Here is a 16,737-nt window from a genome sequence, read left to right as displayed (position 1 = left end):
TTTTATTTAAAATTTATAGAATTCGATATTATTAATACCATCCTCTTAATTTCATAGCATCTGCTATTCTCTTAATAGACATCATGTAAGCAGCAGTTCTCATATCAACACCGTGCTCAGTTTTTAAGTTCCATATTTCTTCAAATGCTTTAACCATTAATACTTCTTGCTTTTCTTGAACTTCTTCAAATCCCCAAGAGTATCTCATTAAGTTTTGTACCCACTCGAAGTAAGAAACTGTAACTCCACCACTATTAGCTAATATATCTGGAACTAATATTATTCCTCTTTCAGCGAATATTTTATCAGCGTCTGGAGTTGTAGGTCCGTTAGCACCTTCAGTTACTATTTTAGCTTGTACATCAGCTGCATTAGCTCCAGTTAATTGGTTTTCTAATGCACATGGCATTAATATATCTACTTTCATAGTTAATATATTTTCATCAACCTTTGTTGCTTTTGGATATCCTATTATACATCTCTTATTTGTCGCAGCATAAGCAGCTAAATCTTTTACATCTATACCATCTTCATTGTATAATGTAGCTGTATGGTCAGATATTGCAACTACTTTAGCTCCCATTTCTTGTATGTATGTTGCAGTGAAAGTTCCAACGTTACCAAATCCTTGAACAGCTACTGTAGCGTCTTTTAAATCTAATCCTGTTTTCTTAGCAGCTTCTCTTGCCATCATAGCTACACCATATCCTGTAGCTTCATTTCTTGCTAAAGAACCGTAGAAATCAACTGGCTTTCCAGTGAATACTCCAGGAGCAAATTCTCCTGTTACGTTTGCATATTCATCAACCATCCAAGCCATTATTTGACCATTAGTGTTTACATCTGGAGCTGGTATATCTTCTTTTTCTCCTATTACTGGAGCTATAGCTTTTGCAAATCCTCTAGATATTCTTTCTAATTCTGCTGTAGAATAATCTGCTGGATCTATAGCCATACCACCTTTACCACCACCGTATGGTATACCAGTTACTGAACACTTGAATGTCATCCAAGTAGATAAAGCTTTTACTTCATCTATGTTTACATCTGGATGGAATCTTAAACCACCTTTAAATGGTCCACAAGCGTTATTATGTTGAGATCTATATCCTGTAAATGATTTTACAGTTCCATCATCCATTTTAACTGGGAATGATACTTCTAATACTCTCATTGGGTTTTTTAATATTTCGTAAACTGCTGGGTCTGCACCTAATTTATCACATGCAGTTTTAACTTGAATTCTTGCAATTTCAAATGGATTTAATTGTTCAGACATTTTTAAAGCCCCCTTTATATATTTTGTCGCTTAACGACATCTAATTTTAAGCCCCTGAAAACGATTGCTAACGTCTTCGATTAGATTATATCATATTTTGTCATAGTGTGAATAGATTTTTTTTAAATTAGTTTGATTTTATTTTAACGCATTTTATTTAAGTAAATGTCGATTTTTGTCACATTCATTAAAGTCATTTGACTTATTATATTATGTATACTTTTTTGAAGTGACTCACAATTTTTTGCTATATCGCAACTTTTAATATCTATATTTAAGCTTATCTCAATGTCCTGCTTTATATTATTAATGTTTATATTGTTTATCTTGCATATATATTCATATTTACTTATTTCATAGCTAACAATTTGTTTTATTGCAGAAGATGTTATATAGTATTTGCCCATATAGCTAAAAGTAGGCCTAACTACAGTCTTTTCAACTTCTCTTGTCTGTTGATTATTTTTACTTTTTAAAAATAGCTTTATAGGATTTGTAGTTATTCCAAAAAAACTTTTCTTTACTTCTAATGTCGGTACAGGGATTATGTGGTTTCCTTCCTCTAGCCTAGATTTCTTCGCTCCTTCTATTTCTTCTATTGTAGCTATATCATATATACTTATTTCTATATTTATAGGCCCTAATTCTAACCTATTTGCTATTTGATTTACCATCTTTTTAGAAGTACCTATTAATAATATTTTTTTAATACCTTGTGATTTTATTATTTTTTTTACTTCTTCTTTATGTTGTTCATTGTCGAATATTGCCCTTCTAACAGCTTCCATTTTAGTATCTGCCTGCTTAGCTGACTTTCCACCTAGTATCTTATTTTTATGTATTAATATTCCATCATCAATTATGTATTCTATATCATTTTCATATGCTACTTTTATGGCTCTATAACTTTTACCAGTTCCACTAGGGCCTACCAACGCATAGACTTGCATAATATTCCTCCTCTTTAGAACAAAAAACTATAGTATATATTTCTATATATACTATAGTTTTTCATTTATTTTATTTAATTAAATTTATTTATTATTATCGCTTAGCGGTTCGCTAAGACTTTTTATCTTATTCAATACTCTATCTTTTTCCAATCCTTCTAAAATAGTAGGTCTATAGTCATTTCTAGAGTTTATAGAAGATATAGAGCAAGGAATTATATTAGGTTTAGATGTTTCTGTTAATTCATTTTCATGGAAAGTAAAGGTTTGCTGATATATAAATGTATCCTTGTCTTTTGGATTTTTGTTACCTCCAAAAGAGAAATTTCCTAAACTATATGCTATAGTTTTTCCTCTATATTGTTCTATCCCTTGAACTACATGAGGATGCCCTCCTAATACTATATCTGCACCATTATCTATTACATAGTGAGCAAAGTCTTTTTGTGCTTTTTCTGGATAGTATTGATTTTCATTTCCCCAATGAAAAAATACTATAGTCATATCTGCATTTTCTTTCATATAATCTAAGTCACTTTTTATCTTTTCTAAATTTTCTTTAGTATAGTACTCCGGCCATCCCTTATAGCCTAACATCCCTACCTTGACGCCTTTTATATCTACTATGTCTTTTTCATTTAAGCCAAAATAGCTTATATTGTTTTGGTCTAATATATTTTTAGTGTCATTAAATCCTTTGTCATAATAATCATTAGAATGATTATTTGCCAAATTTGTCGCCTCTATGTCTCCTTCCTTTAGTATATTTACATATGAAGGATCTCCTTTAAATGCAAACTGTTTAATTTGAGCCTCGCTAGACTTAGTTAATGGACCTTCTAGATTTACTATTGATAAATCATCATTTTCAAATATAGATCTTACATTTTCAAGAAAGTATGTGAAATCTCCATTTTGTTTCTCAAATTCTTGATCAAAACTTCCATAATAAGATCCGCCTTTATAATTTCCCATAGTTACATCACCTGCAGCACTTATTGTTATGCTAACTGGCTTAATATCTTCTTTTTTATCTTCTATATGTGTCTCTTGTTTTTTTGCATCAGCCAATCTATCTTCCTTAAGTTTTTTATTAAAATTTACTATTGTAAAATAACATATTCCTACCAACGATACTATAACTAAGCACACGAAAAATAACCTAAGTTTATTTGTTTTTCTCATATAAATATTCTCCTTTATAACTCTATGACCTATAGTATCTATTATAGATAATTGTGTTTTATAATTAAATTACAATTTTGTAATTTAATATAAAATAATTTTTTCGATTTGGTAATATAATTCCATTGTTATTTATTAAAAGTTTTGTTATAATGATAGCGAATAAAAATTTTTATTACTAAGGAGGAATTTAAAATGTCTTACATAATATCAGATGCTTGCATAAGCTGTGGAGCTTGTGAACCAGAATGTCCAGTTAACTGTATAAGTGCAGGAGATGACAAGTACCTAATAGATGAAAATGTTTGTATAGAATGTGGAGCTTGTGCTGGAGTTTGTCCAGTAGATGCACCTCAACCAGAATAATAATAAAAAAGCTACCTACTTTGTAGGTAGCTTTTTTAATTTTCTTCGCTCATTAAATAAGATAATGTAAATAAACTTTCTGTTAGATTAACATTTTCTACAACAATATCTTTTGGAACTTCTAAATCAACAGGTGCAAAATTCCATATACCTTTTATACCTGCATTTATAAGCTTTTCAGCTACTTGTTGTGCTCCGTGTTTAGGTATACATAGAACACCTATAGTTATGTCATTTTCTTTTATATAACTTTCTACGTTTTCTATATCTAATATTTCTAAGTCTCTCATTTTTAGACCAATCATTCTTGGATTTATATCAAAAAGGGCTTTTATCTCATACCCAGACTTTGTAAATCCAGCGTAATTTGCTATAGCATGACCTAAGTTCCCCGCACCAATAACTATAGTGTTATACTTTTTATCTAATCCTAATATTTTGCTTATTTCTCCGTGCAATTCTTCTACATTATATCCATATCCTTGTTGACCAAAGCCTCCAAAGTTATTTAAATCCTGTCTAATTTGAGATGCTGTAAATCCTATTATCTCACTTAATTCTTTTGAAGATATTCTATATATCTCTTTTTCTAATAAATCTCTAAGATATCTGTGATATTTGGGCAGCCTTCTTATTACTGCCATCGATATGTTCTTGTTACTCATACTTAAAGCCTCCCGTCAGAATATTAACATAATTATTATATTAAAAAATATAACAGATATTATTTTATTGGTCAATCATTATTCTATGCAATTACAACCTTGATTATATTGTATCCAAATATTATAATTTAAAATAGCCAAGGAGGTATAAAATGATAATTTTAGCATGTAATAACTTAAATAAAAGTTTTGGCATAGATACTATACTAGAAAATATTAGTTTTACTGTAAATGAAGGTGATAAAGTAGGAATAATAGGAGTTAATGGTACAGGTAAAACTACATTATTTAAAATACTATCTGGAGAATATGGATACGATAGCGGAGAAATCTATACTTCTAAAAATATAGAAATAGCATACCTACAACAAAATACAAACTTCCAATCATCTAATAATATATTAGATGAAGTTTTAGAAGTATTTAGCGACCTCACGAAAATGGAAGAATATCTTAGACAGTTAGAACTTAAAATTGCTGAAGAAAGTCAAAAAAACAATTCAAATATTCTTCAAAATCTTATGGATGAATACTCGAATAAATTAGAGTTATTTTCAGAGCAAAATGGATACGGTTATAGATCTGAAGCAAAAGGCGTTTTAAGAGGATTAGGATTTAGCGAAGAAGACTTTTCTAAGCCTATTAATATACTTTCTGGTGGAGAAAAGACAAGAGTTCTTTTAGCAAGGTTGCTTTTAAAGAAGCCTAACTTACTTCTTCTTGATGAACCTACTAATCATCTAGATACAGATGCCATAGAATGGCTAGAGATATTTCTTAAGCAGTACAAAGGCACTGTCCTTATAATATCCCATGATAGATATTTCTTAGATCAAGTAGTAGGTAGGATATTTGAAATACACAATAAAAAACTAAAGACTTATAATGGTAACTATACAAATTTTATAGGATTATCTCAAACACAACGAGATATAGAATTAAAAAAATATGAAGATCAACAAAAAGATGTAAAAAAACAAGAAGAATCCATTCAACAATTAAAGGCTTTTGGAAGAGAAAAACATGTAAAAAGAGCTCGTAGTAAGGAAAAGGCCTTAGATAAAGTAGAATTAATAGATAAACCCGAAGAGTATCGCAAAAAATCAAAAATAAAGTTTGACCCTGCAGTAATTAGCGGCAATGATGTACTTCAAATTAGAGACTTGACTATGGCATATGGGACTAGAATATTGTTTAAAGATATAAACTTAGATATATATAGGGGGGAAAAAGTGGCATTAGTAGGTGCTAATGGTATAGGTAAATCTACATTGTTCAAGATAATAACTAATGAAATAACCCCTTTATGCGGAGAAATAAATTTAGGAGCTAGTGTAACTGTTAACTATTTCCACCAAGAACAAAAAACTCTAAATTTAGACAATACAATAATAGATGAAATATGGGCTGATAACCCTAGGCTAACTCAAACTACTATAAGAACTATGCTTGGAGCATTATTATTTGAAGGTGATGATGTATTTAAAAAAATATCTACTTTAAGCGGTGGAGAACGTGCTAGAGTTGCTATATTAAAACTTATATTATCAAAATCCAATTTATTATTACTTGATGAGCCTACAAACCATTTAGATATAGATTCTAAAGAAGTATTAGAGGATGCCTTAGTAAATTATAGTGGTACGCTATTTGTTATATCTCACGATAGATATTTTTTAAATAAAGTTATAGATAAAATACTTGTTTTAGATGAACTTGGAATTACTGAATATCACGGAAACTACCATTACTATACAGAAAAGAAAAAACAGTTAGAAGAACTTAGCCAGCCTACAGCATTAGAAGAAAAGACCAAAACGCAAATAAAAGAAGAAAAAAGAAAAGAAAGAGAAAAAAGAGAAGAAGAAAAGAAGCTTAGAATGAAAAGGCAAAATATTGAAAAAGAAATCATGGAAACAGAAGAGAAAATTGAAGAATTGGATAATCTTTTGTGTAACGAAGAAATTTATTCTAATCCAGACAAGTCTAGAGAAGTTAGTCAAACTAAATCTGAGCTTGAGCAAAAATTAGAAGGACTTTATGGGAAATGGGAAGGGCTTATTGAATAATAAGCTCTTTTTTATACTTAATTTGTTTTTACTTGATAATCTAATCAAATATGTATTATATTGTATAGATGAACTAAATAATATTAAACTGTTGGAGGTGATGTGGTGCAAAATATATTATCATGCAATGAGGAAAATAAAAAGTTCTATAAGGCATTGTTTTTTTTATGTATACCAATAATAATTCAAAACCTTATATCTAACTCAGTTAATGTTATAGATACAATTATGGTAAGTAATTTAGGGGAAAAATCTATAGCTGCAGTAGGTGTGGCCAATCAATTTTTCTTTTTATTTGCAATGGTGACTGGAGGTATATTTAGCGGAACAGGTATATTTATATCCCAATTTTATGGCAAAGGAGATTACAAAAATATAAAAAAAGTAACATCTTTATCAGTTACTTTAGGCTTAATATTTGGCTTATCTTTTGCAATTCCTGCTATATTCTTTCCAGAAGTTATAATTCATTTTTTTACTTATGATGAAACTGTTGTAAGTTTATGTTCGTCTTATTTAAGGATAGTAGGTTTTTCTTATCCTTTAACTTGTATAAGCCTTGCTTTTTCCAATGGTTCAAGAAGTATAAGAAATCCTAAATTAGGAATGACATGTAGTGTGGTAGCTATTGTATTTAACACTATGCTTAACTATATGCTTATATTTGGTAATTTTGGGGCTCCAAAACTCGGTGTCTCAGGTGCTGCTGTTGCAACCCTTATTGCTAGAGCTATAGAATGTTCTCTTATAGTTTCATATGTATACTTTTATAAAAAAGATTATGTTTTAAAGTTTAACCTAGAAGATATTAAGAGTATAAATAAAAGCTTTATAATTTCATTTTTCGATAAAAGTTCTCCTGTAATATTAAATGATGCAACTTGGGCATTAGGAACTGTTTTATATTCTGTAGCCTATTCAAAGGTAGGTACTTCTGCAATAGCAGCTAGCCAAATAGCTACTAGTGTCCAAAACTTTTTTATAATGACATCTGTATGTATAGCAGTAGGAAGTTCTATTATGATAGGTAATGAGTTAGGTGCAAATAATAAGAAGGTTGCGATAGATTATGCTAAAAAACTTTCAGTACTCATATCAATAGTTGGTTGTGTATTTGGTCTTATTTTATATTTAAGCATACCTTTACTTCTAAAGTTATTTAATGTAACTAATAATTTAGAGGGTGACATAAGTAAAATATTCATTGTCATGGGATTATTTATGGGGCTTAGGGCATTTAATACATTCCTTATCATAGGAATGCTTAGAAGTGGCGGAGATACTAAATTCTCCTTATTCTTGGAATTAGGGTGTATGTGGTTAGTTTCAATACCTCTAACCTTCTTAGCTGCATATAAAGGTGCTCCAGTATATATCTTAGTATTAATTAGTTATTCAGAAGAAGTAGTTAAATTTATATTTGGAATACCTAGAGCAATATCTAAAAAATGGGCAAATAATATCGTGGAACACATGTAAAATTCGCTTTGCTCAAGTTTATATGTTAGTTATTAAAAAAGGTATCTCAATTGAGATACCTTTTGAAACTAATTTAATTTATCTAATATACTTTTTATATCATTCTTTAAAATTGATAATTTGTCACTAGAAGAGTCTTCTGCATTATCAGATACAGCTAAATAAAACTTTAATTTAGGTTCTGTTCCTGAAGGTCTTATAGCTACCCAAGAATCATCTTCAAGTATATATTTTATTACATCAGATTTTGGAAGATTATCTATTCCAAGACTATAATCTTTAACTTCTTTTACATTTAATCCGCCTATATTTTCTAACTTATTTTCTCTAAAGTACTTTATTATCTCTTTTATTTTTTCCATTCCTTCTATGCCTTTTAATGTAACAGATATCATATCTTCTTTGTAATAACCAAACTTATTGTATAACTCTATAAGTCCTTCATATAAACTCATATTTTTAGAATTATAGTAAGCAGCCATTTCTGATATAAGCATCGAAGCTACAACTCCATCCTTATCTCTAGCATGAGTACCTACTAAGTATCCATAACTTTCCTCATATCCCATTATAAAAGAATATTCATTAGTTACTTCAAATTCTTTTATCTTATCTCCTATAAACTTAAATCCAGTTAAAACATTTAAGCAATCTACATCATAATGCTTTGCTATTTTGTATCCTAATTCAGATGTAACTATAGTTTTTATTATAGTTCCATTTTTAGGCAATTCATTTTTTATTGATAAATTTTCTAGTATATAATTAGCTAATAGAGCACCTATTTGGTTCCCTGTTAATAATACGTATTCTCCACTATTATTTCTCACTGCTACCCCAACTCTGTCACAGTCTGGATCTGTTGCTATAACTATATCTGCATTTTCGCTTTTAGCTAACTCTATCCCTTTATTTAAAGCTATTTTTTCCTCTGGATTAGGGTATTGTAGTCCTGCGAAGTTAGGATCTGGAATTGCTTGCTCTTCTACAACAATAACATTTTCAAATCCTATTTCTTTTAATACTCTTCTTATAGGTATATTTCCAGTTCCACTTAATGGAGTATATACAATTTTAAACTCTTTTCCAACTTTATTTATTATATCTTTTCTCAGCGATTTCTTTTTAACTTCTTCCATAAATGCACTATCTATTTCTTTATCTAGAACTTGTATTAATCCATTTTTTATACCTTCTTTTTCATCTAAAGTTGGTATTATACTATAATCAGTTATACTGTTAACTTCTTCTATTATATCTTTTGCTATATGAGGCATCACTTGAGCTCCATCTTCCCAATATACCTTATATCCATTATACTCAGGTGGATTATGACTTGCTGTTATAACTACTCCTGCTATCGTATTTAAATGTCTTACTGCAAATGACAATTCTGGAGTTGTTCTTAAATCATCAAATATATACGCTTTTATTCCACAAGCGGCTAAAGTCTTTGCAGTTTCCAAACAAAACTCTCTTGATTTATGTCTATTGTCGTATGCTATTACTACTCCTCTTTTTTTACCTTCTTCTCCAACATTCTTTATTATATAGTTAGAAAGTCCAAAGCTTGCTCTTCTAACAGTGTATTGGTTTATTCTATTGCTACCAGCACCTATTATTCCCCTTAATCCTGCTGTTCCGAATTCTAAATCCTTATAAAATCTTTCTCTTATTTCTTTTTCATCTTCTTTTATATCTAATAGTTCCTTTTTTGTAGTTTCATCAAAGTAATCATTTTCTAGCCATATATTATAGCTTTCTATATGTTTCATATCTCTACCTCCAACACTAGTTATATCAATTCTACTATTTTAAATGATTTTCCTTTTATTATCAACTCATTGATGTTTTCTTCTTTATTAGAAAACAGATTTTTTATAGCATTGATGTTATTAATAAAAGTTAAATTTAAATTATAGCTATGACCACTTCTGTTAAATACAACTAGTATACGTTTTTCATTAGTATATCTTATATAAGAAAATACATTAGGATCATTATTCAAAAACTTAGTTTTTCCTTCTATTAAGACTCTGTGTTCTTTTCTTAAATGTATAAGTTTTTTGTAAAAACTAATTAATTCTTGATCTTCTTTTCCCCAAGGATATGTTCTTCTATTGTCTGGATCTTTTTCTCCACAGATCCCAGTTTCATCTCCATAGTATACATATGGAACCCCTTCAAATGTCATCTGTAGTGCTATAGCCATTTTAAATAGATCTCTATCTTCATTTAACTCACTATTTAATCTTCTAACATCGTGACTTCCAAGTATATTTAAATTTGATTTAAACTTTTCCTCAGGATAATTTTCCATTATTTTCATAAATTCATTATACATATAATTAGAATCTTTCTCTCCTTTTAGGAATGATAGAACTAAATCTCTAAATGGATATCCAGTTACACTGTCTAATTGATTTCCTAAAAGATAATTTCTTCTTGTTCCATAACTTATCTTATTAGAGGCATCTTCCCAAACTTCTCCAAATAAAATAGAATCTTTATCTATTTTTTTTATCTCTTTTCTAAATTCTTCTATAAACTTAGAAGGCAATTCATCTGCTACGTCAAATCTCCATCCTTTTATTTTAAGATTCATCCATTTTTTCAAAACACTGTCGTTATTATATATAATATAATCCATGTATGACGGGTTTAATTCATCTACATTAGGCTGTGCTTTTATGCCCCACCAACAATCGTATTTATCTGGATAATCCTCGAATTTATACCAATCATAATACTCAGATTTTTTTGATTCATATGCTCCAATAGAGTCATAATTTTTATATTTATTAAAGTAGATACTATCATCTCCAGTATGACTAAATACTCCATCTAGTATTACTGATATATTCCTTAACTCACATTCTTGAATAAATTCTTTAAAAATTATTTCATTACCATACATTGGATCTATCTGCTTATAATCTCCTGTATCATACTTATGGTTACTTACAGCTTTAAATATTGGACTTAAATATATTATTGTAATGCCCAGGTCTCTTAGGTAGTCTAATTTCTCAGTTATTCCCTTTATATTTCCTCCATAAAAGTCCCATCTTATTATGTCTCCTTTGTTGTCTTTTATATACATAGGTGTATCGTCCCAATTTGCATATATAAAACTATTTGACTTAGGATTATCTACTTTTCCATTTTTATTTCCATTATTAAATCTATCTACAAATACATTATAAAGTATGCCTTCCCTGAACCAATTAGGAACTTTCTCATCTTTGTAAATTGTTAACTGATATAAATTTAAGTCATTTAAAGATTGGCACCTACGAACTCTTCCATCAATACCATTTTTCCCATAGTAATGCATTTTTTCATTTTCTTCTATTACTTCAAAATAATAAAAATATAAATTTTCTTTATCACTTATCTTGAAGTTTAATTTAAAATATCCATCATACTTTTCCATTTGAAACTTTTTAATTTCTTTTATAACTTCTATATTTTCGTTTATAATATTTTGATTATCTTCAATTAAAACTAAGTTTATTGATTTAATAATAGAATTATTTATTCTTACCTTTATACCTATATTCTCATCAATTTTTACAGCTCCAAATGGATATTTAAAATCCTCACTCCATGAATCAAAGCTTATTAAATTATTCATTTGTTTCCCCCCTTTTGAACATCTCTTATGTCGTCACTCCAAAATTACTTATGTTTTTATACCATATGTCATCTGCATATTCTTGTATAGTTCTATCAGTGGAAAATATTCCTGATTCTGCTATATTAATAAGTGCCATCTGATTCCATTTGTGCTTATCTTGATACAAGTCACCTATATTTTGTTGTGCTAATCTATAGTCATCAAAATCTCTCAAAACAAAAAACTCATCGTTATAGGTTATAAGCGAGTCGTATATCTCCTTACCTTCTATTCCTATTGAAGGTATAAAACCATTTATAAGGTCATCTATGGCTTTCTTTACATTGTTATCGGATATATACACATCTGTAGATGAATAACCTCCATGCTTATAATAGTCTAGTACTTGTTCTGATGATAATCCAAATACAACTATATTCTCATTTCCCACTTGTTCATATATTTCTATATTAGCTCCATCCATAGTAGCTAATGTAATTGCACCATTCATCATAAATTTCATATTACTAGTTCCTGAAGCCTCTTTAGTTGTAGTAGATATTTGCTGACTAACATTTGCAGCTGGTATTATCTTTTCTGCTAATGAAACACCATAATTTTCTATAAATACTACCTTTAATTTATTTCTAGCTATAGGGTCATTATTTATTTTTTCCGCTAGGGAATTTATAAACTTTATTACACTTTTCGCAAAGTGGTACCCAGGAGCTGCCTTAGCTCCAAATATAAATGTTCTTGGTTGCATTTGTATATTTGGGTTTTCAAGTATTTGATGATATAGATGTAATATATGGAGTGAATTTAGAAGTTGTCTTTTGTATCCGTGAAGTCTCTTTACTTGAACATCGAATATAGATTCTTCGTTTATTATAATATTATTTTTATTGTATATTAGTTTCGCAAGATCCATTTTATTTTGTTGCTTAATCTTTTCAATTTCTTGTATTACAGTTTTATCATTTTCATATTTTCTCAAGCTTTTCAATTCCAATGTATTAGTTTTCCATGATTCTCCTATTAGTTCTGTAATCAAATTAGATAACCTTGGATTTGAAAGCATTAGCCATCTTCTATGTGCTATACCATTAGTTTTGTTGTTAAATTTATCTGGTGTATAATAATAAAAGTTGCTAAGTACTTGTTTTTTTAGTAATTCTGTATGTAACCCAGCAACTCCGTTTACGCTATAACTACCTAAAATTGATAAATTAGCCATATTTATATAATCATGTGATATTACAGCCATATTATTTACTTTTTCTTGTTGATTATAATATTTTCCTAACAATTCCATACAATGTCTTCTGTTTATTTCTTCTATTATCATGTACATTCTAGGTAAAATATTTTTAAACATATCTACAGGCCATTTTTCCATAGCCTCAGCCATTATTGTATGATTTGTATAAGATATAGTATTTCTAGTTATATCCCATGCTTCATCCCATCCAAGACCTTCTTCATCTATTAAAATTCTCATAAGCTCAGGTACACATAAAGACGGATGAGTGTCATTTATATGTATCCCTATTTTTTGTGGAAATTCTTTAAATGAAAGTTTTGAAACTTTAAATTTCCTTACTATACTTTGAACTCCAGCTGAAACTAAGAAGTATTCTTGCTTTAATCTAAGTAACCTTCCTTCATGATTAGAATCATCTGGATATAAAACTTGAGATATAGCTTCTATATCGTATTTATGTTGTAGTGCTTTTTGATAAGAACCAGACATTTTTTTAGCGTCTTTTAAGGATAAATCAAAATCTTCTCTAGGTATTTCTGCACTCCAAAGCCTTAGTGTATTTATTGTTTCATTTTCATAACCTATTATAGGTATATCATAAGGTATAGCCATTACTGGAATATAATTTTTGTGAATAGCCTTTAATTTGTTATCTTCATTTATTAATTCTATATCTCCACCAAACTTTACTATTATTGACTTATTTGGCCTTCTTACTTCCCATGGATAATATCCTTCTTTTAACCAATACTCAGGCATTTCCATTTGATATCCATTTACAAATTTTTGTTCAAATAAACCATATTTATATCTTATACCACATCCATGACCTTTAATTCCTAATGAAGCCATTGAATCTAAAAAACAAGCTGCTAATCTTCCTAATCCGCCATTCCCAAGGGCAGGATCTACCTCTGAGACTTTAATTTCTTCAAAATTCAACCCAAGTTCTTCTACCGCTTCTTTTACTGTATTTTTAATACCTAAATTTAAAAGATTCGAACTAAGTTGTCTTCCTAATAAAAATTCAATGCAAAAGTAATATACTTGCTTTCCTGTCTCTTTATTTATATTAGCTTCAGCCCAATCCTTTGATATATAATCCTTTATTACACAAGATAATGTTGTGAAAAGTTGTTCATTTGTAGCCCCTTCAATTGGCTGAGCATATAGACTGTACATTTTGCTCTTAAAATCATTTTTGAATTCTTCTTTATCTAAATTAATCAATCAATACCCCCCTTTCTATATAACTATAGAATAGTTAATTTGATTTTATATTTTCATAAAGCTTTATATATTCTCTTGCAGATCGTTCCCAACTGTTATCCTTATTCATTGCATTTTTCACTATATCATTCCACTTTTTCTTATCATTATATATTTCTATAGCCCTTTGTATGGCATCAAACATCTCATGAGCATTATAATTTTCAAAACTAAATCCGTTACCTTCTCCTGTATACTGATTATATGGGTCCACGGTATCCTTTAGGCCTCCTGTCTCTCTTACTATAGGTAAAGTCCCATACCTCATAGCTAGCATTTGCCCTATGCCGCAAGGCTCAAATAAAGATGGCATTAAAAACATATCTGAACCTGCATAAATTTTTTGAGCTAAAGCACTATCAAACATTATTCTAGAAGCTACTTTATCTGGATAATTCCATGAATGATAGTTGAACATAGATTCATATCTTTCATCTCCTGTTCCTAAAACTACAAGTTGTAGTTTTTTTCCTATTATCTCTGGCATCATATATGATATTAGATCCATTCCTTTTTGAGATACTAATCTAGATACCACTCCTATTAATGGAATATCCTCGTCTACTTCAAGAGCCATTATTTTTTGTAATTCGATTTTATTTTTTGACTTATTTCCTATAGTGTCAAAATCATAGTTTATATATATATTTTCATCTGTAAGAGGATTGAATATATCATAATCTATTCCATTTAATATGCCCTTTAATTTGTATGAATGTTGTTTTAATAGACCCTGAAGCCCTTCTCCATAATATTCCGTTTGTATTTCTTCAACGTATGTAGGGCTTACTGTTGTAATCACATCTGAGAATACAATTCCAGATTTCATAAAATTTACTCCACCATAAAATTCTAGGTAGTCTTCATCTAAATACCAATTTGGTAATGACAATACATCACTAAGAACTCTTCTTGGGAATACTCCTTGATATTGTAAGTTATGAATTGTAAATACAGTTTTTATATTTTCAAATCCAGTTCTATGTCTATAGTGTTCATTTAGTAGGGCAGGTATTATACCTGTGTGCCAATCATTACAATGCATTACATCAGGATAAAAATCTATTCTAGATATAGTTTCTAACACTGCATTACAGAAAAATGTAAATCGTTCTGCATCATCTCCATATCCATATAAATATGTGTATGGACCTTCTCTTTTAAAATAGTATTCATTATCTATAAAATAAAATATAATTCCATCATGCTCTAGTTTATATAATCCACAATATTGGTTTCTCCAACCTACATTTACATTAAATATAGCTACCTCTTCCATTTTTTCCTTTAAATAATTTGGTATGTTCGCATATTTAGGCATTATTACCCTTGCATCAATACCTTCTTGTTTTAGAGCTTTTGGTAAAGCATAAGCTACATCCCCTAGGCCGCCTGTTTTTGCAAATGGCCAACATTCTGCTGTTACAAAAAATACTTTCACAAACATACCCCCTTAAATCCTTGCATTTTTATCAACTATAATAGGCATCTTTTTATCACCTTTTAACTCTTTCCCCTCTGAAACAATTACATTCTTATCAAAAACTACATTGTCTAACCTAACATTTCTTCTTATTATTGAGTTTTGCATTATTATTGAATTTTCAATAACGGCGCCTTTTTCCACATTAACTCGTCTAAATAATATGCTATTTTTAACAGTTCCTTCTATTACACATCCATTAGATATAAATGAATTTTCCACCTCTGCATCTGATGCATAAAATGTAGGAGGTTCATCTTTCACCTTTGTTAATATCTTTCTATCTGAATAAAATAATTCTTCAGAAACATTAGTTTTGAGAAAGTCATTATTAGCTTCAAAGTAAGATTGTATAGAGTTTATACATTTTAAATATCCACCAAACTTATAACCTCCTAAACTAAGATTATCTACATTACTTGCTATTAAATCATCAATAAAACTATATTCACCCGTTGATACCGCTTCATATATAAGATTTAAAAATAAGTCTTTAGACATAACATACATTTCCATAAATATGTTACAATCTTTCTTCGATCCATTATTATTTCCTATACTTATAACAGTCCCTTTTTCATCTATATTTAATGTACTACATTTTATAAAATCATCATTTGCATTATTTACTTGTTTGTAAACCACTGTTATATCATGATTAGATTTTTTGTGTTGCTCTAATATATCTTTGTAATTTATATTACAGACCATGTAACTTGGAGATATTAATACATACTTTTGTCTACTTTTTTCTATATAGTCTATATTTGAAAATACATTGTATATATCACCCTTTTTCATACCATAAGAATTATTTTTCGACCTATTTTCTGGGCTAAATAGGAAAAGTCCATCAATTTTTCTATTTAAGTCCCAATGCTTTCCATTATCCAAATGATCTATTAATGACCTATGTCTATCATCTGCAAATATCCCTATATTCTGTATCTCTGAATTTACCATATTTGATAATGCAAAATCTATGATACGGTATCTTCCACCTATAGGTATAGATGCTACAGGTCTGTTATAAGTTAACTTATTTATATAACTTCCTCTTTTATTTAAATTTATTATTCCCATACACTCTTTGTTCATTTTTTGTCCCC

12 protein-coding genes are annotated in these 16,737 nt (G+C 29.1%); 3 read left to right on the top strand and 9 right to left on the bottom strand.

What is annotated here, in order from left to right; all coding sequences use genetic code 11:
* Positions 1-31 precede the first annotated feature (31 nt).
* The 3 genes from BS62_RS09425 to BS62_RS09415 form a co-directional block, all read right to left on the bottom strand.
* Complete coding sequence (locus tag BS62_RS09425; protein ID WP_496491014.1) at positions 32-1,279, bottom strand: Glu/Leu/Phe/Val family dehydrogenase; 1,248 nt, start codon at positions 1,277-1,279, stop codon at positions 32-34.
* Positions 1,280-1,422: 143 nt separating this feature from the next.
* On the bottom strand, positions 1,423-2,229 hold the full coding sequence (locus BS62_RS09420) for an ATP-binding protein (RefSeq protein ID WP_496491013.1): 807 nt from the start codon (positions 2,227-2,229) through the stop codon (positions 1,423-1,425).
* Positions 2,230-2,313: 84 nt separating this feature from the next.
* Positions 2,314-3,414 carry a CapA family protein gene (locus tag BS62_RS09415; RefSeq protein ID WP_496491012.1) on the bottom strand — a complete coding sequence of 367 codons (1,101 nt, stop codon included), beginning with the start codon at positions 3,412-3,414 and terminating at the stop codon, positions 2,314-2,316.
* Between the two features lie 195 nt (positions 3,415-3,609).
* Here BS62_RS09415 and fdxA point away from each other — a divergent pair, with 195 nt between their 5' ends.
* Positions 3,610-3,780 (top strand): 4Fe-4S ferredoxin, encoded by a 171-nt coding sequence (fdxA, locus tag BS62_RS09410; protein WP_490142498.1) that lies wholly within the window; start codon positions 3,610-3,612, stop codon positions 3,778-3,780.
* 35 nt (positions 3,781-3,815) lie between these two features.
* Here fdxA and BS62_RS09405 read toward each other — a convergent pair whose 3' ends face one another.
* A complete protein-coding gene (locus BS62_RS09405; RefSeq protein WP_496491011.1) occupies positions 3,816-4,445 on the bottom strand; it encodes a redox-sensing transcriptional repressor Rex in 630 nt (209 codons plus the stop codon).
* A 152-nt stretch (positions 4,446-4,597) separates the two neighbouring features.
* On the opposite strand from BS62_RS09405, the gene BS62_RS09400 reads away from it, so the two are divergent.
* Both BS62_RS09400 and BS62_RS09395 read left to right on the top strand, forming a co-directional pair.
* The gene (locus BS62_RS09400; protein ID WP_496491010.1) at positions 4,598-6,514 is read left to right on the top strand and encodes an ABC-F family ATP-binding cassette domain-containing protein; all 1,917 of its coding nucleotides are present in this window, start codon (positions 4,598-4,600) and stop codon (positions 6,512-6,514) included.
* A gap of 105 nt (positions 6,515-6,619) precedes the next feature.
* Positions 6,620-7,993, top strand: a complete 1,374-nt coding sequence (locus tag BS62_RS09395; RefSeq protein WP_496491009.1) for an MATE family efflux transporter — start codon at positions 6,620-6,622, stop codon at positions 7,991-7,993.
* 68 nt (positions 7,994-8,061) lie between these two features.
* Here the strand turns inward: BS62_RS09395 and BS62_RS09390 are convergent, their stop codons facing one another.
* From BS62_RS09390 to glgD, 5 genes are read right to left on the bottom strand one after another with little or no spacing between them, the layout of a single operon-like run.
* A complete protein-coding gene (locus BS62_RS09390; RefSeq protein WP_496491008.1) occupies positions 8,062-9,768 on the bottom strand; it encodes a phospho-sugar mutase in 1,707 nt (568 codons plus the stop codon).
* 20 nt (positions 9,769-9,788) lie between these two features.
* Positions 9,789-11,630, bottom strand: a complete 1,842-nt coding sequence (locus BS62_RS09385; protein ID WP_496491007.1) for a glycoside hydrolase family 13 protein — start codon at positions 11,628-11,630, stop codon at positions 9,789-9,791.
* A gap of 25 nt (positions 11,631-11,655) precedes the next feature.
* Positions 11,656-14,106: a glycogen/starch/alpha-glucan phosphorylase gene (locus BS62_RS09380; RefSeq protein ID WP_496491006.1), complete on the bottom strand. Its 2,451-nt coding sequence runs from the start codon at positions 14,104-14,106 to the stop codon at positions 11,656-11,658.
* 34 nt (positions 14,107-14,140) lie between these two features.
* On the bottom strand, positions 14,141-15,586 hold the full coding sequence (glgA, locus tag BS62_RS09375; RefSeq protein WP_496491005.1) for a glycogen synthase GlgA: 1,446 nt from the start codon (positions 15,584-15,586) through the stop codon (positions 14,141-14,143).
* A 12-nt stretch (positions 15,587-15,598) separates the two neighbouring features.
* Positions 15,599-16,726 carry a glucose-1-phosphate adenylyltransferase subunit GlgD gene (gene glgD / locus BS62_RS09370; RefSeq protein WP_496491004.1) on the bottom strand — a complete coding sequence of 376 codons (1,128 nt, stop codon included), beginning with the start codon at positions 16,724-16,726 and terminating at the stop codon, positions 15,599-15,601.
* Positions 16,727-16,737: the final 11 nt, after the last annotated feature.

Source organism: Sporacetigenium mesophilum DSM 16796, from assembly GCF_059569055.1.
The sequence above is the reverse complement of the archived record's forward strand: the minus strand, read 5'-3'. Positions and strand labels throughout refer to the sequence as shown.

What these genes read in the sequence shown, in the direction of transcription:
- fdxA (WP_490142498.1), top strand. Translation starts at nt 3,610, where the DNA reads ATGTCTTACATAATATCAGATGCTTGCATAAGCTGTGGAGCTTGTGAA.
- BS62_RS09400 (WP_496491010.1), top strand. Translation starts at nt 4,598, where the DNA reads ATGATAATTTTAGCATGTAATAACTTAAATAAAAGTTTTGGCATAGAT.
- BS62_RS09385 (WP_496491007.1), bottom strand. Translation starts at nt 11,630, where the DNA reads ATGAATAATTTAATAAGCTTTGATTCATGGAGTGAGGATTTTAAATAT.
- glgD (WP_496491004.1), bottom strand. Translation starts at nt 16,726, where the DNA reads ATGAACAAAGAGTGTATGGGAATAATAAATTTAAATAAAAGAGGAAGT.
- BS62_RS09420 (WP_496491013.1), bottom strand. Translation starts at nt 2,229, where the DNA reads ATGCAAGTCTATGCGTTGGTAGGCCCTAGTGGAACTGGTAAAAGTTAT.
- BS62_RS09415 (WP_496491012.1), bottom strand. Translation starts at nt 3,414, where the DNA reads ATGAGAAAAACAAATAAACTTAGGTTATTTTTCGTGTGCTTAGTTATA.
- BS62_RS09425 (WP_496491014.1), bottom strand. Translation starts at nt 1,279, where the DNA reads ATGTCTGAACAATTAAATCCATTTGAAATTGCAAGAATTCAAGTTAAA.
- BS62_RS09405 (WP_496491011.1), bottom strand. Translation starts at nt 4,445, where the DNA reads ATGAGTAACAAGAACATATCGATGGCAGTAATAAGAAGGCTGCCCAAA.
- BS62_RS09390 (WP_496491008.1), bottom strand. Translation starts at nt 9,768, where the DNA reads ATGAAACATATAGAAAGCTATAATATATGGCTAGAAAATGATTACTTT.